Source organism: Labrys neptuniae (assembly GCF_040797145.1).
Classification (GTDB): Bacteria; Pseudomonadota; Alphaproteobacteria; order Rhizobiales; family Labraceae; genus Labrys; species Labrys neptuniae.
In genome coordinates this window covers 224,170-247,738 of the sequence record NZ_JBFNQD010000002.1, presented here as the reverse complement: position 1 = coordinate 247,738, position 23,569 = coordinate 224,170, and the positions used below count along the sequence as shown (strand labels likewise).

Below are 23,569 nucleotides of genomic sequence, written 5' to 3'. Positions count from 1 at the left end.
CGGGCAGGGGCTGAAGATGCCGACGACGACGCCGAAAGGCTTGTTTGCAATGATCAATCCGCGCGGCTGGGGCAGCAGGCTGCCGGCCGGCATCGTGCCCTTGGCGCCGCGCCGCCGGCTGAAGCCCGCCTTGCGCCAGCGTCGCATCGAGAATATCGGTCTGCCGATGACTCTCGGACGCATCGGCTCCCTGGAAGTGCGGTTGGCTGAGACCGCAAGGGACGTGAAGAAGGCGCAGAAGCTGCGCTATCAAGTGTTCTACGAGGAGATGGCGGCCATTCCCGACGCGCTGTCCCTGATCTCCAGGCGTGACCGCGACGATTACGATACGCTCTGCGATCATCTGCTGGTGATCGACCATGATGCTCCCACCAAGCTGGGCAAGCCGGGCGGCCGCGTGGTCGGCACCTATCGCCTGCTGCGCCAGGACGTGGCCGAGCGCCATGGCGGCTTCTATTCGGCCGGCGAATATGCCATCGAGCCGCTGATAGCCGCCCATCCCGGCCGCCGCTTCCTCGAGCTCGGCCGCTCCTGCGTGCTGCCGGCCTATCGCAACAAGCGCACGGTGGAATTGCTCTGGCACGGGATCTGGACCTATGTGCTGCATCACAAGATCGACGTGATGCTGGGCTGCGCCAGCCTGGAGGGCACCGACCCAAGCCGCCTTGCCCTGCCGCTCGCCTTCCTGCACCACCATGCTGCCGCCGAGGGCGAATGGCGCGTCAAGGCCGTGCCGGAGCGCTATGTCTCGATGAACCGCATCGCCAAGGAAGGCATCGACGTCAAGCGAGCGCTGCATGCCCTGCCGCCGCTGATCAAGGGCTATCTGCGCCTCGGCGCCACCTTCGGCGACGGCGCAGTGGTCGACCACCAGTTCGGCACTACCGACGTGCTGGTGGTCCTGCCGGTCGAGAAGATCAGCGCCCGCTATGTCGACCATTTCGGCGCCGCCGCGGAGCGGCACGCGGCGTAGCGGTGTGCCGGTCTTCAGACCGGCATGTCCAAGACGACCGTAGGGGGTCAATGCCGGTCCGAAGACCGGCACCCCCTCATGCCGCCAGGCCGCGCTTCTTCAGCAAGGCCTCGGGCTTGGGATCATGGCCGCGGAAGTCGCGATAGGCCTGCGCGGCATCCTGCCGGTTGCCGGCGGCATAGACGAACTGCTTGAGCTTGCGGGCCGTCTCGCCATCGAAGATATCGCCGGTCTCGACAAAGGCATCGAAGCCGTCGGCATCGAGCACCTCCGACCACAGATAGGAATAATAGGCCGAGGAATAACCCTCGCCCGAGAAGACATGCTGGAAATGCGGCGGCCGGTGGCGCATCACCATGGCCCGGGGCATGTCGATCTCGCCCAGCACCTTGGTCTCGAAGGCACCGGCGTCGAAGCCCTCGGCCTTATCGAGCAGATGCATTTCGAGATCGACCAAAGCGGAGGAGACATATTCCACCGTGGCAAAGCCCTGGTTGAAGGTGCGGCTGGCAAGCAAGCGATCGAGCAGGGCCTTCGGCATCGGCTCGCCTGTCTTGTAGTGCACGGCATAGCGTTGCAGCACTTCGGGCTGTTCGAGCCAGTGCTCGTAGAGCTGCGAGGGGAATTCGACGAAGTCGCGCGCCACGCCGGTGCCCGAGAGCAGGGGATAGGTGACGTCCGACAACAGGCCGTGCAGGCCATGGCCGAATTCGTGGAACAAAGTGCGGGCGTCGTCGAAGGACAGCAGGGTCGGCTCGCCCTCGGCGCCGCGGGCGAAATTCATCACATTGACGATGATCGGGCTGATCGCGCCGTTCAGCCGCTCCTGGCTGCGGAAGGCGCTCATCCAGGCGCCGCTGCGCTTGGAGGGCCGGGCGAAATAGTCGCCATAGAACAGGCCGATGCTGGCGCCGCCCGCATCCTTTGCCTCGAAGGCCCTGACGTCGGGATGATAGACCGGCACGTCCTTGCGCTCGGTGAAGGTGATGCCGAACAGGCGCCGGGCCGTGTCGAAGGCCGCCTCGATGATCTTGTCGAGCTGCAGATAGGGCTTGAGCTCGGCCTCGTCGAGGTCGAATTCCTGGCGGCGCTTCTTCTCGGCATAGTAGCGCCAGTCCCAGGCCTGCAGCGCGATGTTGTCGCCCTCGCCAGCGGCCAAAGCCTCCAGGCCCGCGCGTTCGCGTTCGGCTTGGGCCCGGGCCGGCTGCCACACCGAGCGCAGGAGATCGAGCGCCGCCTCGGGCGTGCGGGCCATGGAATCATCGAGCCGGTAATGGGCGAAGGTCTGATAGCCCAGGAGCCTGGCGCGCTCGGCCCTCAGCGCCACCATCTCGGCGATCAAGGCGCGGTTGTCCGTCTCGCCGCCCCCTTCGCCACGGGCCAGCCAGGCCTTGAAGGCCGTCTCGCGCAGATCGCGGCGGGCGGAGAATTGCAGGAAGGGCTCGATCAGGGAACGCGACAGCGTGACGACATGACCGCTCTCGCCACGATCACCCGCCGCACCGGCGCTGGCAGAGCGCAGGAAATCGGGCAGGCCGGCGAGATCGGCCTCGCCGTCGAGCCTCATCGACCAGGCCTTCTCGTCCTTCAGCACGTTCTGCCCGAACTGGGTACCGAGGCTGGCAAGCCGTTCGGAAATCGCAGCCAAGCGCTGCTTGACCGCCTCGGGCCTGCCGGCGCCGGCCCGGCGGAACGCGGTGTGATAGCGATCGAGCACACGGGCCTGCTCCGGCGACAGGCCGAGTTCGGCGCGGCGGGCGAAGACGGCGTCGACGCGCCGGAACAGGGCGTCGTTCAGATAGATCGCGGTGTGGTGGCGCGACAGGATCGGCGCCATCTCGCGCTCGATCGCCTGCAATTCGTCATTGGTGTTCGAGCCGGCCAGGTTGAAGAACACCGAGGCGACCTGGTCGAGCGACCGGCCCGACCGTTCCAGCGCCGCCAGCGTGTTATCGAAGCTCGGCTCCGCTTCATTGCCGGCGATCGTGTCGATCTCAGCCCTGTTCTCGGCCAGCGCCGTCTCGAAGGCCTGATGATAATGCTCGGTGCGGATATCGGCGAAGGGCGGCGCTTCGAAGGGGGTGGACCAGCGGGCGAGGAGGGGATTGGCGTCAGCGGACATGAGGACCTCGATTCGGGTACGGCCCTTATAGCAGCCGACCTACCATCCATCGAAATATGCATTATCTTGTCTTTTTGGAGGGCACCATGGCCGATGACGAAGACCCGGCGACGCCGGCCGATTCAAAACTCACCCGCACCAAGCAGCTCTGGGCCCAGGCCGGCAAATTCCTCACCGGCCGGGCTGCGCGGCCCGAAAGCGACCGCCTGCCGCCGGGCCAGCATCTCGTCAAGGACTGGCCGGTGCTCGATCTCGGCCTGCAGCCCCGCATCGACAAGGCGCGCTGGCAGCTCGATGTGTTCGGTGCGGTCGAAAATCCGGTCGTCTGGGATTTTGCGGCCTTCGCGGCCCAGCCCCAGGTGACGCAGGTCTGCGACATCCACTGCGTCACCACCTGGTCGCGCTACGACAATCATTTCGAGGGCCTGCCCACGTCAGCCCTCGCCGAGATCGTGCACCCCAAGCCGGAGGCGAGCCATGTCGTGCTGCATTCGGCCGATGGCTACACCACCAACCTCTCCCTGCAGGATTTCCTCGGCGAGGACGTGCTGATCGCCCATGCCTGGGAAGGCAGGCCGCTGACTTCGGACCATGGCGGCCCGGTGCGCCTCGTCGTGCCCCGGCTGTATTTCTGGAAGAGCGCCAAATGGCTCAGCCGCATCGAATTCGCCAGCCGCGACAAGCCGGGCTTCTGGGAAGTGCGCGGCTATCACAATCGCGGGGATCCCTGGCGGGAAGAACGCTACAGCGAGTGAGGGCGCTGCCTATTCCTGGGATCGCTGGCTTCCAGCCGGCTCTTGAAACACTTCTGTTTCAGCAAAAGACACGACATCGGTCACGACACGACATGCATCCCCTCTCTGTGTGGCACTCCCGAGGCTATATTCCACACTGGGAAGCAGGCGAGACTCCCCAATCCATTTGTTTTCGGCTTGGAGATTCGTTGCCGCGGCCCGTCGTCGAAGAATGCCTTGCTGACCTCTCGCGACTTCCCGAAAGCCAGGCTGCCTTGGAATCTCGTAGGCGTTTCGAAGACTACCTCGATCAGGGCTTCGGGGAAGCCTTCCTTTCCCAGTCGCAAATCGGTGGCATCGTCGAGCAGGCAATACTTTTCTTCGACGGCGAACGGTGCCGAATCCATGCCTGGTGCGTCATGCCCAATCATGTCCATGTTTTGATGACACCATTCGCCGATCATTCGATTGCCAGCCTGGTGCATTCCTGGAAAACCTATACGGCGCGCAACATCAACCAAGCACTCGGACGTACAGGAGCTCTGTGGTACCGGGAATATTTCGATCGCAAGATACGAAACGAGCGCCATTTCGAGACAGCTCGCCACTATATCGAACACAATCCGGTGAAAGCCGGACTGTGTGTGGAGGCGAGGGCCTGGGTATTTTCCAGTGCCCGGGCAAGCCAGATCCGCTGAGGCTCCCCTTCAAAGCTCGCGGTTGAAGAGCCGGCTGGAAGCCAGCGGTCCCAGGAAAAAGACAGCCTTCCCGGAGCAACCGGCTCCGCTTACCCATCCACCTTGAGCGCGGCGATGAAGGCTTCCTGCGGGATGTCGACGCTGCCGAACTGGCGCATCTTCTTCTTGCCTTCCTTCTGCTTCTCCAGAAGCTTGCGCTTGCGGGAAATGTCGCCGCCATAGCACTTGGCGGTGACATCCTTGCGCAAGGCCCGGATGGTCTCTCGGGCAATGATCTTGGCGCCGATCGCCGCCTGGATCGGGATGACGAACATGTGCTGGGGGATGAGGTCCTTCAGCTTCTCGCACATGGCGCGGCCGCGGCTCTCGGCCCGGTCGCGATGCACGAGCATCGACAGCGCGTCCACCGGCTCGGCATTGACCAGGATCTGCATCTTGACCAGATCCCCTTCCTTGTAGTCGGTCAGATGATAGTCGAAGGACGCATAGCCCTTCGATACCGACTTCAGGCGGTCATAAAAGTCGAACACCACCTCGTTGAGCGGCAAATCGTACTGCACCATGGCGCGCTTGCCGACATAGTTGAGGTCGACCTGCACGCCGCGCCGGTCCTGGCAGAGCTTGAGGATCGAGCCGAGATAGTCGTCCGGCGTCAGGATGGTGGCGCGGATCCACGGCTCCTCGATCGAGGTGATCTTCACCACATCCGGCATGTCGACGGGATTGTGCAGCTCGATATGGCTGCCATCGGTCATGTTGATCTTGTAGATGACGGAGGGTGCCGTCGCGATCAGGTCGAGATTGAACTCGCGCTCCAGGCGCTCCTGGATGATTTCCAGATGCAGGAGGCCGAGGAAGCCGCAGCGGAAGCCGAAGCCGAGCGCCGCAGAGGATTCCATCTCGAAGGAGAAGGAGGCATCGTTGAGGCGAAGCCGCCCCATGGCGGCGCGCAGATCCTCGAACTGCGCCGCATCCATCGGGAACAGGCCGCAGAACACCACGGGCTGGGCCGGCTTGAAGCCCGGCAGCGGCACGATGTTGGTGTTCTTGCGATCGTCGGTGATGGTATCGCCGACGCGGGTATCGGCCACTTCCTTGATCGCCGCCGTGATGAAGCCGATCTCGCCCGGCCCAAGCTCGGCGATGGCCTGCATCTTCGGCCTGAACACACCGAGGCGATCGACCTCGTATTGGGCGTTGGTGCCGATCATCTTGACGCGCTGGCCCTTCTTGAGCGTGCCGTCGAAGATGCGCACCAGCACGACCACGCCGAGATAGGCGTCGTACCAGCTATCCACCAGCAACGCCTTGAGTGGGGCGTTGCGGTCGCCCTTGGGCGCCGGCAGGCGGGTGACGATGGCTTCCAGCACCAGGTCGATGTTGAGGCCGGTCTTGGCCGAGATCGGCACGGCCTCGGAGGCGTCGATGCCGATCACGTCCTCGATCTGCTGCTTGATGCGGTCGGGCTCGGCCGCCGGCAGGTCGATCTTGTTGAGCACCGGCACCAGCTCGTGATTGGCATCGATGGCGTGATAGACATTGGCGAGCGTCTGCGCCTCGACGCCCTGGGAGGCATCGACCACCAGGAGCGAGCCCTCACAGGCCGCCAGCGAGCGCGAGACCTCATAGGCGAAGTCGACATGGCCGGGCGTGTCCATCAAATTGAGGACATAGTCCTTGCCGTCCTGGGCACGATAGTTCAGGCGCACGGTCTGCGCCTTGATGGTGATGCCGCGCTCGCGCTCGATATCCATGGAATCGAGCACCTGCTCGACCATTTCGCGGTCGGTCAGCGTGCCCGTGGCCTGGATCAGACGATCGGCAAGGGTGGACTTGCCGTGGTCGATATGGGCCACGATGGAGAAATTCCGGATATTTTCGATCAGTTCTTCGCTCATCCGCGCGCAATAGCAGGAAGGGCTTGCAACGCCAAGGACAAATGGGGATTCCAGGCCGCCGCAGGCCCCGGTTTGCGGGGCCTGCCGGCTCTCCGGCTAGAACGGGCCGTGCGAAGCGACGTTGCGGATGACCTCGTCCAGCACGCCGATCCTCTCGCCATAGACCTTGTCGAGGCAGGCGTTGTCGGCGCCGCAGGCCTCGCGCGTCTTGATCCAGGCCTGCTGGGCCTCGCCGATATTGCCGCGCTGGCCCATCGCCACCAGCGACATCGAGACGCCGTAGAGCGTGGCCATGCGGGCTTCGGCCTGACCGAGGGCGTAACTGCCGCAGACGGCCTTTTCGGCCGGCGAGGCCGCCTTGGCGCAGTCGAGCGGCGCATACTCGCCCGCCTGCGCAGCGGAGGAGGACAGCAGGGCTGCGGCGGCGATGATGACGAATCTGCCTTTCAAGGGTCATCCTTTCCGGATTGGATGGCGAGGAGGCTCCGGCCGAAAGCCGATCATCTCGTCCACCTGGACCAAAACTATAGGGAAACGCACATGCTGCTGAAAGGATCCTGTCATTGCCGCGCCGTGACGTTCAGCGTCGATGCAATGAGCCCCGCCCCCTTCATGCATTGCCATTGCTCGATCTGCCGCAAGACGGCGGGATCGGGCGGCTATGCCATCAATCTCGGCGCCCACGCCGACAGCCTGAAGGTGGAGGGGCGCGAGCATCTGCGCGTCTATCACGCCGTGTTGCGCGAAGAGGGACAGCCCGACCAGCGCTCGCCGGCCGGGCGGCATTTCTGCGGGGAGTGCGGCAGCGCGCTCTGGCTGTGGGATCCGCGCTGGCCGGAGCTGGTCCATCCCCATGCCTCGGCGATCGATACGCCGCTGCCGAAGCCGCCGGAAATCGTGGAGATGATGCTCGCGGATGCACCGGATTGGGTCGATGTACCATCCGGTCCCGGCTATCTGCATTTCGATACCTATCCCGAGGAATCGCTGGAGGACTGGCACCGGCGTCATGGCCTGCTGAGCGAATGAAGCGGGCGGGATCGGCCAGGGGCTGCCTGCCCGAACAAGAGCACTTGCTGTTTGCAATTGGTCCGGATGTGGTAAACCGACACCAAGGAGCCCCGGATTGCTACCGGGACAGGAAGGAACGGCCATGAGCACGCAGGATGACGATCTCAGCCATTTCCACGCCTATGGCGCCCCGCCGCTGCCGCCGGCCGATATCGAGGGCTGGCTCGAGCATGACGGCGCCCGCATCTGGCATGCGTCCTATGGCGACGGGCCGCCGGTGATCCTGCTGCATGGCGGTCTCGGCCACGCCGGCAACTGGGGCTACCAACTGAATGATCTGCGGGCCGCCGGCTATCGCGTCGTGCTGGTCGACAGCCGCGGCCACGGCCGCAGCACACGTGACGACAGGCCCTATTCCTATGAGCTGATGGCCTCCGACGTGCTGGCGGTGATGGATCGGCTCGGTCTCGACAAGGCCCGCTTCGTCGGCTGGAGCGACGGCGCCTGCATTGCCCTGGTGCTGGCCGCCCAGTATCCCGCCCGCGCGGAGGGCGTCTTTTTCTTCGCCTGCAATATGGACCCCAGCGGCACCAAGGAGATGGAGCCCAGCACGGCACTCGACCGCTGCTTTGCACGCCATCGCCAGGATTATGCCGCGCTGTCAGCCACGCCCGACAGCTTCGAGCCCTTTGTGGCCGCCGTCAGCGAGATGATGCGCACCCAACCCAATTATAGCGCGAGCGACCTAAGCGCGATCGATGTGCCGACCGTAGTCGTGCTGGGCGAGCATGACGAGTTCATCCGACCCGACCATGCCGCCTATCTGGCCCGCACCATTCCCGGTGCGACGTTGACCATTCTGCCGGGCGTGAGCCATTTCGCGCCGCTGCAGCGGCCGGCGCTTTTCAACCGGGCGGTGCTCGACTTTCTCGGCACGCTGCCGTCATGACTTCGTGATGCGGGCGGCCCAGGCCGAAACGCGAGCGGCCATGGTACGCAGGTGATCGGCGGCCGAAAAGCCGGAGACGGCCTTGCGCGGCTTGAGGTCATGGTCGCCATCCTCCAGCCACAGGATCTCGATGCGAGGCGACAAGGCGTAGGTCGCAACCTCGTCCCGCGTGCCGAAAAGATCGCGCGTTCCCTGGGCGATCAGGGCCGGCGTGCGCATGCCGGCGAGATGGGCGGTGCGCAACTGCTCGGACTTGCCGATGGGATGGAAGGGATAGCCGAGGCACAGCAGTCCGGCGATGCGGCCCTCGGCATGGAGATCATCGGCGATCATGCTGGCGACGCGGCCGCCCATCGACTTGCCGCCGATGATGAGAGGGCCAGCCACTCCCAATGCCTGAATGGCGGCGCGATATTCGCCTTCCAGCGTCTCCGCTCGCGGCGGCGGCTTGCGGGCACCCGATTGGCGCCGGGCCGCCATATAATCGAATTCGAACCGGGCAACGCGCAATCCGGCCGCAGCGAGCGCCTCAGTACTGGCCGACATTGCGCCCGAATCCATCGGAGCCCCAGCCCCGTGCGCGAGCAGGAGGGTGACCCCGGCCCCCTCCGATCCATCCATCAGAAAGCGCAGCGCCATGTCGATACCTTGTCCCAAGCCCAAGTGGCGGCACGCCGGGGGCACGCCTTGTCGTCATCAAAGGCCGGCACGGTGATTCATGCAATTGCGTTCAGGAAACGCGCTCCTCACGGAGCAATTGTCCGAGCAAAGAAGCCATGATCGAGGAAGACAAGCAGTATAGGAGGATGCAAACCAACCAGGACATTATTTCCTCCAACTCAGCCTGGCATCAGACTGTCCAGTTACCGATACGTCGCTTGCTTCAGCCGGGGCGATCGACATTTTGATCGATCCGCCTGGGTCGTTGACGTGCAACTACCTTTCGTCACTCATACCTTCATATTATCGAGACTGAGGGTCATGGCAATCAACAATACGCTCGTACGTTCGATTTAGAGTCATAATTATTATTCAAATTGTTTGAATTGTATATTTGCCGCCTGGGAAGGCTGGCCGGAGACGGGGTTCGAAGCGCAGGCCGGACGAGGTCCTTGCGGTTTGGGCGCCGATTTGATACTTAGCCTGATGGCTTATCGTACCGAGCAGCTCGACGAGATCTTCCTGGCCCTGGCGGATCCAACCCGTCGCGCCGTGCTCGGACGCCTGGGGCAGGGGCCGGCCAGCATCAGCGACCTCGCCGAGCCCTTCGACATGGCCCTGCCCTCCTTCATGAAACATATTCGCATGCTCGAGGACACGGGCCTGATCAGCACCCGCAAGCAGGGGCGCGTGCGAACCTGCACCATCGAGAAACAGGCTTTCGCCGCGGTCGAGGGCTGGCTGGCCGCCCAGCACGCCGTGTGGGAAGGTCGAACCGACAGGTTGGAGCGCCTGGTTGCCACCCTGCTCGACAAGGAGCCGCCGACGTGAGCCGTCACTTCGATCCCGAACGCGACCTCCGCATCACCCGCATCATCAAGGCCCCGCGGGCCACCGTATGGCAGGCCTGGACCCAACCCGCCCTCTTCGAACAATGGTGGGTACCTGCTCCTGCCCGATGCCGGGTCGTCGAGATGGACCTGTCGCCGGGCGGTGCCTTCGTGACCCGGATCAGCGAGAATGGCGGCAGCTTCCAGCCCCATCTCGACGCCTGCTTCCTGACTGTCGACGACCGGCAGCGCATCGTCTTCACCAATGCGCTCACCGGTGGCTGGCGCCCTGCCGAACAACCTTTCATCACGGCGGTCATCGATTTCGCCGACCATCCGGACGGAACCGGCTACACTGCCCATGTCATGCACAAGAGCAACGGCGACCGTGCCCTGCATGAAAAGATGGGCTTCCATGACGGTTGGGGCACCGTGATAGGGCAGCTGGCGGCGCTGGTCGAAGACCGAGGGTAACCGCGGCGCCGGGCGCGATTCCTGGAGTCTGGTGCATCCGATCGGAAAACGGTCGGCGGCATCTCGGCAAAAACGATGCGCAGCAGAGTCCCGGCGTCCCACTGCGAAAGCCACTCTCTTCATGCCGAGCTTGCGGTCGCGACTGACTGAGGCCCGCACCATGTGCGCCGGGCGACGACGCGCGCCGTCGACCTCAAGCAGATCGCAAAAACTTGGTTCACTTATTGCATAAGTAAATGCTTCTTATGTATTTTTAATCTATATTTTTGTATACAATTTAATTGCTCGGTGACACAGAGTCTGACAGTGTGTGGACACGGCCTCACCCAGAAGGCTGATCGAGGAGGTGTCCCATGGCCAGCAAGCAAAGCGGCGGCATATCGCAACCCACGCAGGAGCGTGGCATCAGCAGACGCGGTTTCCTGAATCTGAGCGCGAAGGGTTTGGCGGGCGCGGCATCGGCCGCTCTTGTCGGCCAGGCGACCTGGTCCGGCCCGGCCCTGGCAAAAACAGCGCCCTCCGACATCGTGATGATGGATGCCATTCCGCTTTCGCAGGCGATCAAGTCGAAATCCATCTCCTGCGTGGAGGTGATGACGGCCTATCTCGATCACATCGACCGTTTCAATCCCACGGTCAACGCCATCGTTTCCCGACAGGATCGCGGCGACCTCCTCAAGCAGGCCGGGGAACGCGACGCCCAGCTCGCCCGCGGTGACTATGCCGGCTGGATGCATGGCTTCCCGCAAGCGATCAAGGATCTCGCCGATACCAAGGGCATCCCCACGACGCAGGGCTCGCCTCTGTTCAAGGATCGCATTCCCAAGGCCGATGCGATCTTCGTCGACCGCATGAAGCGTGCAGGCAGCATTATCATCGGCAAGACCAACACGCCGGAGTTCGGGCTGGGGTCGCAGACCTACAACCAGGTCTTCGGCACCACGCTGAACGCCTATGACCACAGCAAGACCTCGGGCGGCAGCAGCGGTGGCGCCGCAGTGTCCCTGGCCATGCGCATGCTTCCGGTCGCCGACGGCAGCGACCATGCCGGCTCGCTGCGCAACCCGTCGGCCTTCAACAATGTGCTGGGTTTCCGCACCTCCTTCGGGCGGGTGCCCTCACCCGGTGCCGACGTGTTCGATGCCGCGCTGGGCGTGAACGGGCCGATGGCGCGCAATGTCTCGGATCTTGCCCTGCTGCTCGCGGTGCAGTCGGGCTACCACGCTGCCGCGCCTCTTTCCCTCCACGAGGATCCCACCCGCTTCACCGAGCCCTTGAAGCGCGATCTCAAGGGCGTGCGCATCGCCTGGCTCGGCGATTGCGGCGGCTACCTGCCCTTCGAACCGGGCGTGCTCGAGCTCTGCAAGACGGCGCTCAAGACCTTCGAAACGCTCGGCTGCACCGTCGAGGAAGCCCGGCCCGATTATCCGATCGAGAATGTCTGGCGCAACTGGCTGCCGCTGCGCGCCTGGCAGACCGGCTCAGGCCTGAAGGTGCTCTATGACGATCCGGCCAAGCGCGCCCTGCTCAAGCCGGAGGCGCAATGGGAGATCGAAAACTATCTGAAGCTCAGCGCCGTCCAGCTCTCCGATGCCGCCGCCGCCCGCACGCAATGGTATCAGGCGGTCCGCACCTTCATGGAGCGCTATGACTACTTCATCCTGCCGTCGGCGCAGGTCTTCCCCTTCGACGCCACCACGCATTGGCCCAAGGAGGTCAACGGCCGCGCCATGGATACCTATCATCGCTGGATGGAGGTGGTGATCCCGGTCACCATGTCGGGCTGCCCGGCGATGAGCGTGCCTGTCGGCTTCAACGAACGCGGGCTGCCCATGGGCATGCAGCTCGTGGGCCGCAACCACGCCGAGATGTCCGTGCTGCAGCTCGCCTACGCCTATGAGCAGGCCACGGGCTGGCCGCAGAACAGGCTGCCGCCGGCGCTCAAGCCAGCCTGATGCAAACAGGCGAGGCGGCCGAACCGGCATGCCTCGCCTTCCACGGCGCCGTAAAGGCAATCACGGCTTGCCGGCATCGGCAGAAGGCGCGATATGGGCCTATGACCGAGCGCCGAGCCACCCAATTGCGGGATTCGATCGAGGACGAGATTGCCACCGGGCAGCTGAAGCCGGGTGAGCGTCTTGACGAAGTGTCCCTGGCCGAGCGTTTCGGCGTGTCGCGCACGCCGATCCGCGAGGCGCTGGCGCAGCTCGCCGCCGCCGGGCTGGTGGAACTGCGAACCCGCCGGGGTGCCATCGTCAGCGCACCTGATGCCAGCCAGCTCATGGAAATGTTCGAGGTCATGGCGGAACTGGAGGCGATGTGCGGGCGCCTCGCCGCCCGCCGCCTCCTGCCCGAGGACGAGCAGGCTCTCCTGGCGGCCCTGGCGGCCTGCCAGGAGGCGGCCGCCAATGGTGATCCCGACAGCTATTACTATGAGAACGAGACGTTTCATCGCGTCATCTACCGCGCCAGCGGCAACACGTTCCTCGCGAGCCAGGCCGTGGCCCTCAACAAGCGCCTGGCTCCCTTCCGCCGCCTGCAGCTGCGCGTGCGCAATCGCATGGGGACCTCGCAGGCCGAGCATGAGGCGGTGGTCGCCGCCATCCGCGCCGGCGAGGCCCAGCATGCCGCCGAGCAGCTGCGAGCCCATGTCGCCGTGCAGGGCGAGCGCTTCGGCGACCTGATGTCATCGCTCGGCAAGACCCGGAGCGCCAGCGCGTAGGTCCTCCTTCTCCGAATGAAAGGTGGCTGCTTCGCGACCGGGCAGGGCTTCCATCCGGGCATGAAAACTCCTAAGCTCCCTATCGGCGCTGCGAGACGCCTCCGGACCCGCGGGAAGGGCACAGCCCCCTCACAATCATCGACACCAGGACGACCTGCCCCTGTGCAGCCGATTGCGGGTCTTCGGCCCTGCGCACATGGAGGCACCATGAAGACCCTTCCGGTTTCGCCCGACCTTTCGCATCTCAAGAACCAGGCCAAGCAGCTATTGCGCGCCGCCCGCAACGGCGAGAGCGAGGCGCTTCGCCGCTTCGCCGAGCTTCTGCCGTCGGCGCGGGGCCTCGATCCGGCAGGGCTCGCCGGCCGCGAGCTCGCTCTGCACGATGCCCAGTCCGTCATCGCACGCGACTACGGCTTCCGCTCCTGGAGCGAACTCAAGCACTATGTCGAGTGGACGCGCAGCGTCGCGGCCGAGCGGCTGCGGACCTGGCTCGCCTGGGTGCTGGAGGGCAATGCCGCCCAGCGTCATCTGGCGCGCCGCACCCTCGCCGAACAGCCGGCCCTGTTCGGGCAGGATCCCTGGCTCGCCTGCGTTACCGGCGACGAAGTCCGGCTCAGGGCCCTCATCGCCGAGGATCCGGCCTTCGTGAACCGCAGCGGCGGCCCTCTCGCCATGCCGCCCCTGATCGGCGTCAGCCATTCCGGCCTCATCCGCGAGCCGGACTTCAAGGAGCCGCTGCTCGCCTGCGCCCGCCTGCTGCTCGCTCATGGCGCGGACGTCAATGCCAGCTGGACGGACCCACGCTGGCCGGATTCGCCGCTTTCCGTGCTCTATGGCGCCGCGGGGCGCACGCATGACGAGGCGATGATCCGGCTGCTGCTCGAGACGGGTGCCGATCCGAACGACAATGAATCCCTCTATCACTCGGTCGAGAGTTCCGACGACGTCGGCACCCGCCTGCTGCTCGCCGCCGGCGCACGCGTCACCGGCACCAATGCGCTGGGCCGCGTGCTCGATTTCGACAAGCTCGACACGCTCCGCCTGCTGCTCGCCCATGGCGGCGACGCCAGGGAGCAGGCCTGGATCCACCATGCCATCCTGCGCGGACGCTCCAGCGCCCATGTCCGGGCCTTGCTGGACGCCGGCGCCGATCCCCGTGGCAAGGGGCCTGGCGGAATCAGCCTCTATCGTTTTGCCCAGGAGCAGGGCCGCACCGACGTGGTCGCGATGCTCGAGGCGCTGGGTGTCGAGGAAGACCTTACGCAGGAAGAAGCCTTCGTCGCGGCCTGCACGCGGGCCGACCGGGCCGTGGCCGCCGATATCCTGGCAAGGGAGCCGGATGTTCTCGCCCGCCTTTCGGAAAGACAGCTCAGGACCCTGCCTCTGCTCGCCGGCAACGGGGCGATCGAGGCCGTCCGCGTCATGCTCGGCCTGGGCTGGCCCCGTGAGGTGAAGGAGCACGAATGGTCGGCGACCGCCCTGAACAAGGCGATGTTCCAGGGCGATGCCGCCATGCTGCGCCTGCTGCTGCAAGAGGGCGCCGATTGGCGCACCGAGCACGGCTTCGGCAACAACGTCCTCGGCACGCTCTCCTATGCCAGCCAGGCGGAGGATATCGCCAGCGTCGTGCCGCAGGACTATGTCGGCTGTGCGCGGGCCCTGGTCGAGCACGGCGTGCCGCTTTCGGCCTTCGACGGCTATGATTTTTCAGACGCCGTCTCGGCCTTTCTCAAGGACCAGGTCTCGCCAGAAGCCTGATGGCCTCACTCCAGATTGGTGTGACGAGCCCGCATCGTCTCGGCGGTTTCGCCGAGGCGATTGCGCAGCTTCAGCACGATGATCTCGAACACCAGCATCTGCGCCGTCTCGAACAGCGATCCCATCGGCAGCACCGAAACCCCGCCGCCCCGGTCATCCGCCATGGTCTGGGCCGGAATGGTGAAGACGATATCGGCGAGCTTGGGTGTGCGGGCTTCGGGCTGGGCCGTCACCACCGCGACCTTGGCGCCGGCCTTGCGGGCGACACCGATCAAGGCATCGCCGATATTGGAAGCGCCTGGCCCGGAGGAGACGAAGAGGAGATCGCCGGGACCGATCGGCGGCACCGTCATGTCGGCGACGACATGGACGTCGAGCCCGAGATGGAACAGGCGCATGGCCAGGCCACGCATCTGCAGCCCTTCGCGCCCGGCGCCATAGATCGCGATACGGCCTGCCGTGGCGAGCGCTTCGATCAGGCCATCGGCGGCATCGACAGGAAGGGCCTTCACCACTCCCGCAAGGTCGTCGAGAGCGCTGAGGCTGAGGGCGGGAATGGTCTCCGGCATGGCAGGTCCAGTTTGTTGCTTAAGAAAACGAACTAAGTTTTAGGCCCATGCCAGGCGATCTGCAACAGCGGCCTTCATGCTTGACTCCACTATAGTGGATAAATATTCTTACATTATGGAATCAATCGACGCCACCATCGACACGGAGCTGGGCGGGCGCATCAAGGCACTGCGCAGCCAGATGCACCTGACCATCGATCAGCTCGCCGCGGCCAGCGGCGTCAGCCGCGCCATGATTTCGCGCATCGAGCGCGGCGAGTCGAGTGCCACCGCCCAATTGCTGGCTCGTCTCGCCGGCGGCCTCGGCGTCAGCCTGTCGACCCTGTTCGCCGCCGTGGCGCCGGTAGCTTCCCCCCTGGCCCGGCGGGCCGACCAACCGCTCTGGCGCGATCCGGCCACCGGCTATCTGCGCCGCTCGGTTTCGCCCGCCACGGCGAACGGCATCCTCGACCTTGTCGAGGTCGAGCTGCCGGCCGGTGCACTGATTCCGTTCGAACCGCAGGCAACCTCCTTCGACCAGCTGGTCTGGCTGCAATCGGGCAGCCTCACCATGACGGTCGATGGCGAGGCCTTTCCTTTGGAGCCGGGCGATTGCCTGCATATGCGGCTGGACAGGCTGGTGATGTTCCACAATCCAGGGGACGGGCCGGCGCGCTATTTCGTCATGCTCTGCCCCTCGCGACAGGTTCCCCGATGACCGATCTCACCATTGCCATCGCAACGCCCGAACAGGCCGAAGCGCTCGTTCCCACCCTGGCGGAAATCCTGATCGACTGCGTCGAGGGTGAAGCCTCCATCGGCTTCATGCTGCCGCTCGCCCGCGAGGAGGCCGAAGCCTTCTGGCGTGGCGTCGCCGCACGGGTGGCAGAGGGCACCGTCCTGCTGCATGTCGCCTATCTCGACGGCAGGCCGGTCGGCACCGTGCTGCTCAGCCCGGAAAGCCGCTCGAACCAGCCCCATCGCGCCGACGTACAGAAACTGATGGTGCACCGGCGCGGCCGCAATCTCGGCATCGCCAGCGGGCTGATGGCTGCCCTGGAGGAGAGCGCCCGGGCGAGCGGGCGCATCGTGCTCTGCCTCGATACCGCCACCGGCTCTTCGGCCGAGCGTCTCTATGAAGGACTCGGCTGGCAAAAGGCCGGCGTCATTCCGCGTTACGCGCTCTGGCCGCAGGGCGGCTATTGCGACACCACCCTGTTCTGGAAAGATTTGGATCGATGATCATCCGCCCCGCCACCCCTAATGACCTGCCCGACATCCTCGCCATCTACAATGACGCGGTGCTGAACTCGACGGCGATCTGGAACTGGAACGCCGTCGACCTCGCCAACCGCCAGGCCTGGTTCAACCTGCGCAGGAGCCAGAGCTATCCCATCCTCGTCGCCGACGTCGAGGGCACGGCAATCGGCTATGCCAGCTATGGCGACTGGCGGCCCTTCGACGGCTATTGCCACACCGTCGAGCACTCGATCTACGTCGCCGGGACAGCGCGCCGCCAGGGGGCGGGCACTGCTCTGCTGGATGCCCTGATCGGCGCGGCCCGCGATGCCGGCAAGCATATCATGCTGGGCGGCATCGAGGCTGGAAACGAGCCCTCGCTCGCCCTGCATCGGCGCTACGGTTTCACCGAAACGGCGCGCATGCCCGAGGTCGGCCAGAAATTCGGCCGCTGGCTCGACCTCGTCTTCATGCAGAAGACGCTGAACGGCTGATGCCGAGAGGCATTCGCAACGACGCCTACAGCTTCGTCTCGAAGGGCTGCGGCCGGGTGAGGTTTTCCGGCCGCAGCACGGCGTCGAGCTGCTCGCGCGGCATCAGCCCTTTCTCCAGCACGAGTTCGTAGACGCCGCGCCCAGTGGCATGGGCTTCCATCGCCACTTCGGTGGCATGGCGGTAGCCGATATAGGGATTCAGTGCCGTGACGATGCCGATCGATTGCTCGACGCTGGCGCGCAGGCGCTCGCGATTGGCGGTAATGCCGGTGATGCAGTTCTTTTCCAGCGTCAGGCAGGCGGCCGTGAGATGGTCGACGCTGCGGAACAGGCTGTAGGCGATCACCGGCTCGAAGGCATTGAGCTGGAGCTGTCCGGCCTCGGCCGCGAAGGTAATGGTGACGTCATTGCCGATCACCTCGAAGGCAACCTGGTTGACCACTTCCGGGATCACGGGATTGACCTTGCCCGGCATGATCGAGGAGCCGGCCTGGCGGGCCGGCAGGTTGATCTCGTTGAGCCCGGCCCTGGGTCCGCTGGAGAGCAGGCGCAGATCGTTGCAGGTCTTGGAGAGTTTCACGGCCACGCGCTTCAGCACGCCCGAAAGCTGCACGAAGGCGCCGCAATCCTGGGTGGCCTCGACCAGATTGGGGGCGGTGATCAGGTCGATGCCGGTGATCTCGGCCAGGCGCTTGCAGACGATGCCGGCATAAAGCGGATGAGCGGTGATGCCGGTACCGATCGCGGTGGCGCCCATGTTGATCTCGCGAATCAGCCCGGCGGCTTCCGCCAGCCGCGCCTCGTCCTCGGCCAGCATCAGGCCATAGGTGCCGAATTCCTGGCCCAGCGTCATCGGCACGGCGTCCTGGAGCTGCGTGCGCCCCATCTTGAGGATGTCGGCGAACTCTTCCGCCTTGGCCTCGAAGGCCCGGCGCAGCACGCCCATCGCCTCGATCAGCCGGCCGATGCCGAACCAGGCCGCGATCTTCAGCGAAGTCGGATAGACGTCGTTGGTGCTCTGCCCCATATTGACGTGCTCGTTGGGATGCAGATGGCCGTACTCGCCGCGCCGATGGCCCATGAGCTCGAGCGCCCGGTTGGCGATCACCTCATTGGCGTTCATGTTGGTCGAGGTGCCGGCGCCGCCCTGGATGAGGTCGACCACGAACTGGTCGTGCAGCGCCCCTGCCCTGATCTCCTCGCAGGCCGCCACGATGGCGGCGGTGCGCTTGTCCTCGAGCAGGCCGAGTTCGCGGTTGGCGAGCGCGGCCGCCTGCTTGATCGAGGCCAAGGCCCGGATCAGGTCCGGGCAGGTCGCCACGGTCTGGCCGCTGATCGGGAAGTTCTCGACGGCCCGCAGGGTGTGGACGCCATAATAGGCATGCGCAGGCACCTCGCGGTCTCCCAAGAGGTCGTGCTCGAGGCGGAATGCGGTGTCAGACAAGGCAGGTTCCTCCGGCCAGGCGCCAGGGTTCCCCCCAGATCATGGCGAGTTGCAGCTTCGCGCGCGCAAGCGCGTGTTGGTGATAGATAGCCTGGCGGAACGAAGCGGTTCTTGCTTTGCCGGCTCCGTTCCGCCAGGCTGGGAAGGCTCATACGCCCGGCAGAAGATCCCCGCCAATGCTATCGCGGCAAAGCCTATTCCAAATCTGCATAACCTTCAGCCGGAAGCCGCCCGTGCTGCGCTCCAGACACGGTCGACGAACGGCCGCGAGCGATCTGCACTACGGTAGAGCCGGATATCCATCGGCATTTCCGGCGCGATCACCATCAGGGTTCCCTCGGCGATCTCGTCGGCGACCAGGCTGCGCGGCAGCCAGGCAACGCCATGGCCGTCCAGCGCCATGAATTTCAAGGCCTCGGCCATGGAGCCCTCATTGGTATGGCCAAGATAGGTCGACGGTGCGCCCTCGCGGGCCTGCGCGATGGCGGCCAGCAGCCCCAGGAACGAGCCGCGCGAATAATGCAGCAGCGGCACGCGCTCGTCCCCGGCCTGCCAGCTGCGGCGTTCCGGCCGAGCCGCCACCGCCACCAGGCTGTCTCGCCCCACGGTGAGGAAGGCGAAGCGTTCGGGATCGAGCGGCACCGAGATATTGGGATGATGAAAGGTGAGCAGGAAATCATAGCCGCCTTCCACCAGGGCCTGGATGCAGGTGTGGAAATTCTCCGGCAGCACGCGGCTCGTCACCGGGCCGACCTTGCGCCGGATTTCCGTAAGCCAGCCCGGCAGGAAGGTCAGGCAGAGGGCGTGCAGGGCGGTGACGGCCAGCACCGGCAGCTTGCTGCCCTCCTGGCGGCTGCGGAACTGCGAACGGCTGAGGGTGAGCAGGCGCACCGTTTCCTCGGCCGTCTCGCGGAATTGCCGGCCGTCGACGGTCAGGGTGATCGGAAAGGTGCTGCGGTCCAGCAACTCGGTGCCGAGCCAGACTTCGAGCGCCCGAATGCGCCGGCTGAAGGCCGATTGGGTGATGTTGCGGTCCTCCGCCGAGCGCGAGAAGCTGCGCGTCTCGGCCAAGCTCAGGAAATCCTCCAGCCATTTCAGTTCCAAGGCCATTCCTTCCGGTGTGACGAGACGGGCAAGCGCGCGTGAAAGGCCGGACGTTTGCCATGTTTGGCTTCGCCGCTGCCATGCCGCATTCCCGCTCTGGCATGCAGCGCGGAGTGATGCAATCATGCCGCCCTTTCGACCAGTTGCGTGGCCCCGGTGTCGCTGCTCTCCGAACTGATCCTCGCCACGGCCCTGGCGGCCGTGCTTATCTTCAACTGGCGGATCGCCTGGCAGCCAGCCTGGCTGCGCATCGGTGTCGCCGCTGGCCTTTTCTGCCTGTTCACCCTGCTGATCCTGCGGGTCGCCGGCATGCCGGCCGCGCCCATGCTCGACTCCGACACGCGCATCGCCACTTGGCAGCGCGGCCTGATTGCCCTGTGGTGGCTGCTGGGCGCGCGGCTGACCGTCGGCATCCTGCCGCTGATCCTCTGGCAGAAGCGCGAATCGAGCCAGCCCAAGATCGCTTCGGACCTCCTGGCCGGCCTGACCTATCTCACCGCCGTGCTGGCCATCGTCAATTTCGTGTTCGACCTGCCCGTCCGCGCCCTCCTCGCCACTTCCGGCATCATTGCCGTGGTGCTGGCGCTGGCCCTGCAGAACACGCTGGCCGACGTCTTCGCCGGCATCGCAGTGGGCATCGAACATCCCTATGTGGTCGGCGACCGCATCGGCATCGACGGTTCCTTCGAGGGCGTGATCGTCCAGATCAACTGGCGCTCCATCCATGTGCGCACCGATGGCAACGACATCGTCACCATCCCCAACAGCCTGATCTCCAAGTCACGCGTGATCAATCGCAGCCGGCCGAGCACCCGGCGTGATGATTCGGTCCAGGTCGCCTGCGATTCCACGGCCCGGCCGGACCTGGTCCTGGAATATCTCCGCCATGCCGCGCTGCTGACGCCCAAGCTTCTCTCCAGCCCCGCCCCCGGAACCTCGCTGGCGCGTATCGGCGCCCGCACCAACAGCTACGACATCAGCTTTTCGGTGGCGCATACGGACCATCTCGGCGCGGCCAAGAGCGCGCTGCTCGGCCAGGTGCTGCGGCAGTTCCACTATCACGGCATCCGCCTGGTCAATCCGGGTGCCATGTCGACGCCGATCGGGCCGGTCCAGGTCAGTCTCGGCCCGCTGGAGACCCTGCCTCCCGAGCAGCTCCTTGGCGACATTCCGCTCTTCCGCGAGCTCTCGCCGAAGCAACGGGTCGATCTGTCCACCAAAATGATCAAGCGCCATCTCGAAGCGATGGCGACGCTGGCGTCGCAAGGGGGCACCCTCTCATCCCTGATCGTGGTGGCCTCCGGCGTGCTGGAGGCGAGCCGCACCATCCGCGACCATTCGCATGTGGTGGGACGACTGGGGCCGGGCGACCATTTCGGCGAACTCGGCCTCATCACCGGCGCCCCCAACGCAGGCACGATCCTGGCGCTGACCCGCTGCATCATCTTCGAACTGCGCAAGGAGGATCTCGATCCTGTCCTTGCCGCCGAGCCAGGGCTGGCGGAGGCGTTCGAAGCTTCGGTCCGCCGGGGCCAGGCCTTCCTCGCCCGCGACGAGGCGGCCGCCACCTATGCCCAGCCGGGCCCGCCCGCGCAGTTCCTGGCGCAGATCCGCGCCTTCTTCAAGACGTGACCCCTGGAACCGCCGGCCTCTTGCCGGCGGTTCCAGGAAGGAAGTGGTGAAGCCGAGCACCCCATAGTAAATGGTCCCAATGCCATCCGGACCCGCCAGATGAACCCTGATTCGCGCCGTCTTCGCTTCGTCTATTTCCTGATCGCCGGGTCGGGTCTCGTCAGCGTGGCCCGGGCGATGAGCCTGTCCTTCCTGGCGGTGAAACTGCAGAAATCCTTCGGCCTGGGACCTGCCGCCATCGGCATCCTGCTTGGCACCGGGCCGCTTCTGGGTGCCATCGCGGCTCCGTTCGCCGGCTCGCTGTCGGATAGGGTCGGCCGCGTCCTCATGCTGGTGCTGATGCTGGCACTGACGGCCCTGGCCCTGATCGGCATGGGATTTGCCCAATCCGTCACGGCTTTCTGTGCGGCCCAGATCGTCGCGGCCGTATCGATCGCCGTCTACGAGCCGATATCCCGTGCCCTGATGAGCGACATCTGCCCGCCCGAGCGACGCCTGAAGTATTTTTCATGGCGTTACATGGTTGCGAATGCAGGGTGGGCTGTCGGGCCCCTGATCGGTGTTGCCGCCGGGACAGCGCTGAGTGCGATGTTCATGGTGGCCGGATGCATCTACGCTGTCTTCGCCATCGCCCTGCATCTGCTCGGCACGCCCGAAACCGTCGATGCCGAAAAGAGTGAAAGCCATCGGCAACCTTCCATCGTCGAGAGTATTCGCTCAGCCGCCCGGGATCCGCGGCTCGCCTTTTTCGTTGGCGGCGGCACTCTTCTGCTGGCCGTCTACGGCCAGTGGTCGGCCACCCTGGCGCCCTATCTCGGCGCCACGATGGAAGGCGGCGTCGACATCTTCGCCTATCTCCTCTCGATCAACGGGCTGGTCGTGCTCGTCGGCAATCTGTTCGCGCGCCGGCTGATCGAAAAGGTCGGCGCCCTCCACGCCATGGTGCTGGGCTGCGTCCTCATCCTCGCCAGCGAACTCGGCTTCCTGGCATCCAGCAGTTTCATCGGCTTCGCCCTCTTCATGGTGCTGTTCACCATCGGCGAGATCCTGGTGGTGCCATCCGAATATCTCCTGGTCGACGGCATCTGCAACGCGCGCAACCGGGGCAGCTATTTCGGCGCCCACTCCTTCTCGACCATCGGCAATTTCTTCGGTCCGGCACTCGGCGGCCTGATGCTCGGCACTTTCGGGGGCACCGGCATGTTCCTGACCTTCGCCGCCTTTGCCGCGGCCAGCGCCGTGATGTTCACCATCGGCATGCGGATGCCGCCGCCGCGCCCGCGCGTCCAAGGCCTCCCGGCCGCTGCAGCCATTGAGGTTTCAGGCCTCAGCCGGCGCCTGCATTACGCCTGAGGCGCTTGCATCAGGCGTAGCCGAGGCAGCACAGAGCCACCGGCCCGGTCATGATCGCGCGGCCATCCGGCAGCAGTTCGATGGACAGCGCCCCGCCCGGCAGATGCACGGTGACGCTGTTGCCGTCGATCAGCCCACGCAGGCGGGCAGCATAGGCAGCGACACAGGCGCCGGTGCCGCAGGCCTTCGTCAGGATACCCGGGCGCTCCCAGACCTTGAGGCGCAGCGTACCGCGATCGACCACCTCGGCCACGCCGACATTGACGCCCTCCGGGAACAAAGGATCGTTCTGGATGGCTGGTGCCACCGCCCTGACGTCGACGGCGTCGAGTTCCCCAACGAAGAACACTGCGTGCGGATTGCCGATATTCAGGGCGAGGCCATCGCGAAGCGGCCCGCTGACGAGCGGCAGATGGGCGGTGTCGACCTCATGCGCGAGCGGGATCTGGTCCCATCCCATCACGATCGGCCCGAGCGTCACCGCAACAGCCATCGGGTCGGCCCGGCGGCAGGCCAACAGACCCCCACCGGTCTCCAGCACCAGTTCGTCCCGCCCGCTTTCCTCCAGCAGGAGATGAGCGACGCAGCGTGTGGCATTGCCGCAAGCCCCGGCCTCACGCCCGTCTATGTTGAAAATGCGCATACGGGCATAGCTCCCACCGGCGGCCCCAGCGGATGTCGGCGCCTCGATGGTGAGCACCTGTTCGGCGCCGACTCCCGTCTCGACGTCGCACAGGCGCACGATATCGGCCACAGGCAAGGCACGGGGATGCAAGCGCTGGTCGAAGATCACGAAGTGGTTCCTGAGGCCGTGCATCTTGACGAAGGGTTTCAGCCCCTCAAGGCCAGGCGGCACCGCTTGGGCGAGGTAATCGGACAGCAGCATCGCAGTAGGCCTCATGGCGCGGGTGGTAACCACGACCGGA

At 65.2% G+C, this 23,569-nt stretch carries 23 protein-coding genes; 15 read left to right on the top strand and 8 right to left on the bottom strand.

What is annotated here, in order from left to right; genetic code table 11:
• The first annotated feature begins 49 nt into the window (after window positions 1–49).
• On the top strand, window positions 50–973 hold the full coding sequence (gene olsB / locus ABXS05_RS08480) for a l-ornithine N(alpha)-acyltransferase (protein WP_415082047.1): 924 nt from the start codon (window positions 50–52) through the stop codon (window positions 971–973).
• Between the two features lie 76 nt (window positions 974–1,049).
• Here the strand turns inward: olsB and ABXS05_RS08475 are convergent, their stop codons facing one another.
• Window positions 1,050–3,095 carry a M3 family metallopeptidase gene (locus ABXS05_RS08475; RefSeq protein ID WP_367623584.1) on the bottom strand — a complete coding sequence of 682 codons (2,046 nt, stop codon included), beginning with the start codon at window positions 3,093–3,095 and terminating at the stop codon, window positions 1,050–1,052.
• 86 nt (window positions 3,096–3,181) lie between these two features.
• Here ABXS05_RS08475 and ABXS05_RS08470 point away from each other — a divergent pair, with 86 nt between their 5' ends.
• Window positions 3,182–3,850, top strand: coding sequence for a sulfite oxidase-like oxidoreductase (locus ABXS05_RS08470; protein ID WP_311934126.1), 669 nt, complete (start codon window positions 3,182–3,184; stop codon window positions 3,848–3,850).
• Window positions 3,851–4,038: 188 nt separating this feature from the next.
• Window positions 4,039–4,527, top strand: a complete 489-nt coding sequence (locus ABXS05_RS08465; protein ID WP_367623583.1) for an REP-associated tyrosine transposase — start codon at window positions 4,039–4,041, stop codon at window positions 4,525–4,527.
• A gap of 89 nt (window positions 4,528–4,616) precedes the next feature.
• Here the strand turns inward: ABXS05_RS08465 and lepA are convergent, their stop codons facing one another.
• Both lepA and ABXS05_RS08455 read right to left on the bottom strand, forming a co-directional pair.
• Window positions 4,617–6,425, bottom strand: coding sequence for a translation elongation factor 4 (gene lepA / locus ABXS05_RS08460; protein ID WP_311934124.1), 1,809 nt, complete (start codon window positions 6,423–6,425; stop codon window positions 4,617–4,619).
• Between the two features lie 96 nt (window positions 6,426–6,521).
• A complete protein-coding gene (locus ABXS05_RS08455) occupies window positions 6,522–6,875 on the bottom strand; it encodes a lysozyme inhibitor LprI family protein (RefSeq protein WP_367623582.1) in 354 nt (117 codons plus the stop codon).
• Window positions 6,876–6,965: 90 nt separating this feature from the next.
• Here ABXS05_RS08455 and ABXS05_RS08450 point away from each other — a divergent pair, with 90 nt between their 5' ends.
• The gene (locus ABXS05_RS08450) at window positions 6,966–7,454 is read left to right on the top strand and encodes a GFA family protein (protein ID WP_311934122.1); all 489 of its coding nucleotides are present in this window, start codon (window positions 6,966–6,968) and stop codon (window positions 7,452–7,454) included.
• A gap of 124 nt (window positions 7,455–7,578) precedes the next feature.
• Window positions 7,579–8,385, top strand: a complete 807-nt coding sequence (locus ABXS05_RS08445) for an alpha/beta fold hydrolase (protein WP_367623581.1) — start codon at window positions 7,579–7,581, stop codon at window positions 8,383–8,385.
• Here the strand turns inward: ABXS05_RS08445 and ABXS05_RS08440 are convergent.
• Complete coding sequence (locus ABXS05_RS08440; RefSeq protein WP_367623580.1) at window positions 8,380–9,024, bottom strand: alpha/beta family hydrolase; 645 nt, start codon at window positions 9,022–9,024, stop codon at window positions 8,380–8,382. The two genes, ABXS05_RS08445 and ABXS05_RS08440, sit on opposite strands and share 6 nt — an antisense overlap.
• Window positions 9,025–9,531: 507 nt before the next feature.
• Here ABXS05_RS08440 and ABXS05_RS08435 point away from each other — a divergent pair.
• The 5 genes from ABXS05_RS08435 (at window position 9,532) to ABXS05_RS08415 (ending at window position 14,829) form a co-directional block, all read left to right on the top strand.
• Window positions 9,532–9,876: an ArsR/SmtB family transcription factor gene (locus ABXS05_RS08435; protein ID WP_311934118.1), complete on the top strand. Its 345-nt coding sequence runs from the start codon at window positions 9,532–9,534 to the stop codon at window positions 9,874–9,876.
• Window positions 9,873–10,349, top strand: a complete 477-nt coding sequence (locus tag ABXS05_RS08430; protein ID WP_367623579.1) for an SRPBCC family protein — start codon at window positions 9,873–9,875, stop codon at window positions 10,347–10,349. The genes ABXS05_RS08435 and ABXS05_RS08430 overlap by 4 nt, the downstream gene beginning before the upstream one ends.
• A 353-nt stretch (window positions 10,350–10,702) precedes the next feature.
• Window positions 10,703–12,304: an amidase gene (locus tag ABXS05_RS08425; RefSeq protein WP_367623578.1), complete on the top strand. Its 1,602-nt coding sequence runs from the start codon at window positions 10,703–10,705 to the stop codon at window positions 12,302–12,304.
• Between the two features lie 101 nt (window positions 12,305–12,405).
• Window positions 12,406–13,071 carry a GntR family transcriptional regulator gene (locus tag ABXS05_RS08420; RefSeq protein ID WP_367623577.1) on the top strand — a complete coding sequence of 222 codons (666 nt, stop codon included), beginning with the start codon at window positions 12,406–12,408 and terminating at the stop codon, window positions 13,069–13,071.
• 207 nt (window positions 13,072–13,278) lie between these two features.
• On the top strand, window positions 13,279–14,829 hold the full coding sequence (locus ABXS05_RS08415; protein WP_367623576.1) for an ankyrin repeat domain-containing protein: 1,551 nt from the start codon (window positions 13,279–13,281) through the stop codon (window positions 14,827–14,829).
• A gap of 5 nt (window positions 14,830–14,834) precedes the next feature.
• Here the strand turns inward: ABXS05_RS08415 and ABXS05_RS08410 are convergent, their stop codons facing one another.
• Window positions 14,835–15,398: an SIS domain-containing protein gene (locus ABXS05_RS08410; protein WP_367623575.1), complete on the bottom strand. Its 564-nt coding sequence runs from the start codon at window positions 15,396–15,398 to the stop codon at window positions 14,835–14,837.
• Window positions 15,399–15,513: 115 nt separating this feature from the next.
• Here ABXS05_RS08410 and ABXS05_RS08405 point away from each other — a divergent pair, with 115 nt between their 5' ends.
• From ABXS05_RS08405 to ABXS05_RS08395, 3 genes are read left to right on the top strand one after another with little or no spacing between them, the layout of a single operon-like run.
• Window positions 15,514–16,095 (top strand): helix-turn-helix domain-containing protein, encoded by a 582-nt coding sequence (locus tag ABXS05_RS08405; protein WP_367623574.1) that lies wholly within the window; start codon window positions 15,514–15,516, stop codon window positions 16,093–16,095.
• The gene (locus ABXS05_RS08400) at window positions 16,092–16,619 is read left to right on the top strand and encodes a GNAT family N-acetyltransferase (RefSeq protein WP_367623573.1); all 528 of its coding nucleotides are present in this window, start codon (window positions 16,092–16,094) and stop codon (window positions 16,617–16,619) included. The genes ABXS05_RS08405 and ABXS05_RS08400 overlap by 4 nt, the downstream gene beginning before the upstream one ends.
• Window positions 16,616–17,110 carry a GNAT family N-acetyltransferase gene (locus ABXS05_RS08395; RefSeq protein ID WP_367623572.1) on the top strand — a complete coding sequence of 165 codons (495 nt, stop codon included), beginning with the start codon at window positions 16,616–16,618 and terminating at the stop codon, window positions 17,108–17,110. The genes ABXS05_RS08400 and ABXS05_RS08395 overlap by 4 nt, the downstream gene beginning before the upstream one ends.
• 25 nt (window positions 17,111–17,135) lie before the next feature.
• Here the strand turns inward: ABXS05_RS08395 and aspA are convergent, their stop codons facing one another.
• Together aspA and ABXS05_RS08385 are read right to left on the bottom strand one after the other, a co-directional pair.
• Window positions 17,136–18,554 carry an aspartate ammonia-lyase gene (gene aspA, locus ABXS05_RS08390; RefSeq protein WP_367623571.1) on the bottom strand — a complete coding sequence of 473 codons (1,419 nt, stop codon included), beginning with the start codon at window positions 18,552–18,554 and terminating at the stop codon, window positions 17,136–17,138.
• A 216-nt stretch (window positions 18,555–18,770) separates the two neighbouring features.
• On the bottom strand, window positions 18,771–19,658 hold the full coding sequence (locus ABXS05_RS08385) for a LysR substrate-binding domain-containing protein (RefSeq protein ID WP_437178646.1): 888 nt from the start codon (window positions 19,656–19,658) through the stop codon (window positions 18,771–18,773).
• 147 nt (window positions 19,659–19,805) lie between these two features.
• On the opposite strand from ABXS05_RS08385, the gene ABXS05_RS08380 reads away from it, so the two are divergent.
• Window positions 19,806–21,290, top strand: a complete 1,485-nt coding sequence (locus tag ABXS05_RS08380; RefSeq protein WP_367623569.1) for a mechanosensitive ion channel family protein — start codon at window positions 19,806–19,808, stop codon at window positions 21,288–21,290.
• A 99-nt stretch (window positions 21,291–21,389) separates the two neighbouring features.
• The gene (locus ABXS05_RS08375) at window positions 21,390–22,643 is read left to right on the top strand and encodes an MFS transporter (RefSeq protein ID WP_367623568.1); all 1,254 of its coding nucleotides are present in this window, start codon (window positions 21,390–21,392) and stop codon (window positions 22,641–22,643) included.
• A 10-nt stretch (window positions 22,644–22,653) separates the two neighbouring features.
• Here the strand turns inward: ABXS05_RS08375 and dapF are convergent, their stop codons facing one another.
• The gene (gene dapF, locus ABXS05_RS08370) at window positions 22,654–23,529 is read right to left on the bottom strand and encodes a diaminopimelate epimerase (RefSeq protein ID WP_367623567.1); all 876 of its coding nucleotides are present in this window, start codon (window positions 23,527–23,529) and stop codon (window positions 22,654–22,656) included.
• Window positions 23,530–23,569 lie beyond the last annotated feature (40 nt).

What these genes read in the sequence shown, in the direction of transcription:
- ABXS05_RS08435 (WP_311934118.1), top strand. Translation starts at nt 9,532, where the DNA reads ATGGCTTATCGTACCGAGCAGCTCGACGAGATCTTCCTGGCCCTGGCG.
- ABXS05_RS08420 (WP_367623577.1), top strand. Translation starts at nt 12,406, where the DNA reads ATGACCGAGCGCCGAGCCACCCAATTGCGGGATTCGATCGAGGACGAG.
- ABXS05_RS08405 (WP_367623574.1), top strand. Translation starts at nt 15,514, where the DNA reads ATGGAATCAATCGACGCCACCATCGACACGGAGCTGGGCGGGCGCATC.
- ABXS05_RS08375 (WP_367623568.1), top strand. Translation starts at nt 21,390, where the DNA reads ATGAACCCTGATTCGCGCCGTCTTCGCTTCGTCTATTTCCTGATCGCC.
- ABXS05_RS08425 (WP_367623578.1), top strand. Translation starts at nt 10,703, where the DNA reads ATGGCCAGCAAGCAAAGCGGCGGCATATCGCAACCCACGCAGGAGCGT.
- dapF (WP_367623567.1), bottom strand. Translation starts at nt 23,529, where the DNA reads ATGCTGCTGTCCGATTACCTCGCCCAAGCGGTGCCGCCTGGCCTTGAG.
- ABXS05_RS08470 (WP_311934126.1), top strand. Translation starts at nt 3,182, where the DNA reads ATGGCCGATGACGAAGACCCGGCGACGCCGGCCGATTCAAAACTCACC.
- ABXS05_RS08475 (WP_367623584.1), bottom strand. Translation starts at nt 3,095, where the DNA reads ATGTCCGCTGACGCCAATCCCCTCCTCGCCCGCTGGTCCACCCCCTTC.
- ABXS05_RS08395 (WP_367623572.1), top strand. Translation starts at nt 16,616, where the DNA reads ATGATCATCCGCCCCGCCACCCCTAATGACCTGCCCGACATCCTCGCC.
- lepA (WP_311934124.1), bottom strand. Translation starts at nt 6,425, where the DNA reads ATGAGCGAAGAACTGATCGAAAATATCCGGAATTTCTCCATCGTGGCC.
- ABXS05_RS08400 (WP_367623573.1), top strand. Translation starts at nt 16,092, where the DNA reads ATGACCGATCTCACCATTGCCATCGCAACGCCCGAACAGGCCGAAGCG.
- olsB (WP_415082047.1), top strand. Translation starts at nt 50, where the DNA reads ATGATCAATCCGCGCGGCTGGGGCAGCAGGCTGCCGGCCGGCATCGTG.
- ABXS05_RS08415 (WP_367623576.1), top strand. Translation starts at nt 13,279, where the DNA reads ATGAAGACCCTTCCGGTTTCGCCCGACCTTTCGCATCTCAAGAACCAG.
- ABXS05_RS08445 (WP_367623581.1), top strand. Translation starts at nt 7,579, where the DNA reads ATGAGCACGCAGGATGACGATCTCAGCCATTTCCACGCCTATGGCGCC.
- ABXS05_RS08450 (WP_311934122.1), top strand. Translation starts at nt 6,966, where the DNA reads ATGCTGCTGAAAGGATCCTGTCATTGCCGCGCCGTGACGTTCAGCGTC.
- ABXS05_RS08440 (WP_367623580.1), bottom strand. Translation starts at nt 9,024, where the DNA reads ATGGCGCTGCGCTTTCTGATGGATGGATCGGAGGGGGCCGGGGTCACC.
- ABXS05_RS08410 (WP_367623575.1), bottom strand. Translation starts at nt 15,398, where the DNA reads ATGCCGGAGACCATTCCCGCCCTCAGCCTCAGCGCTCTCGACGACCTT.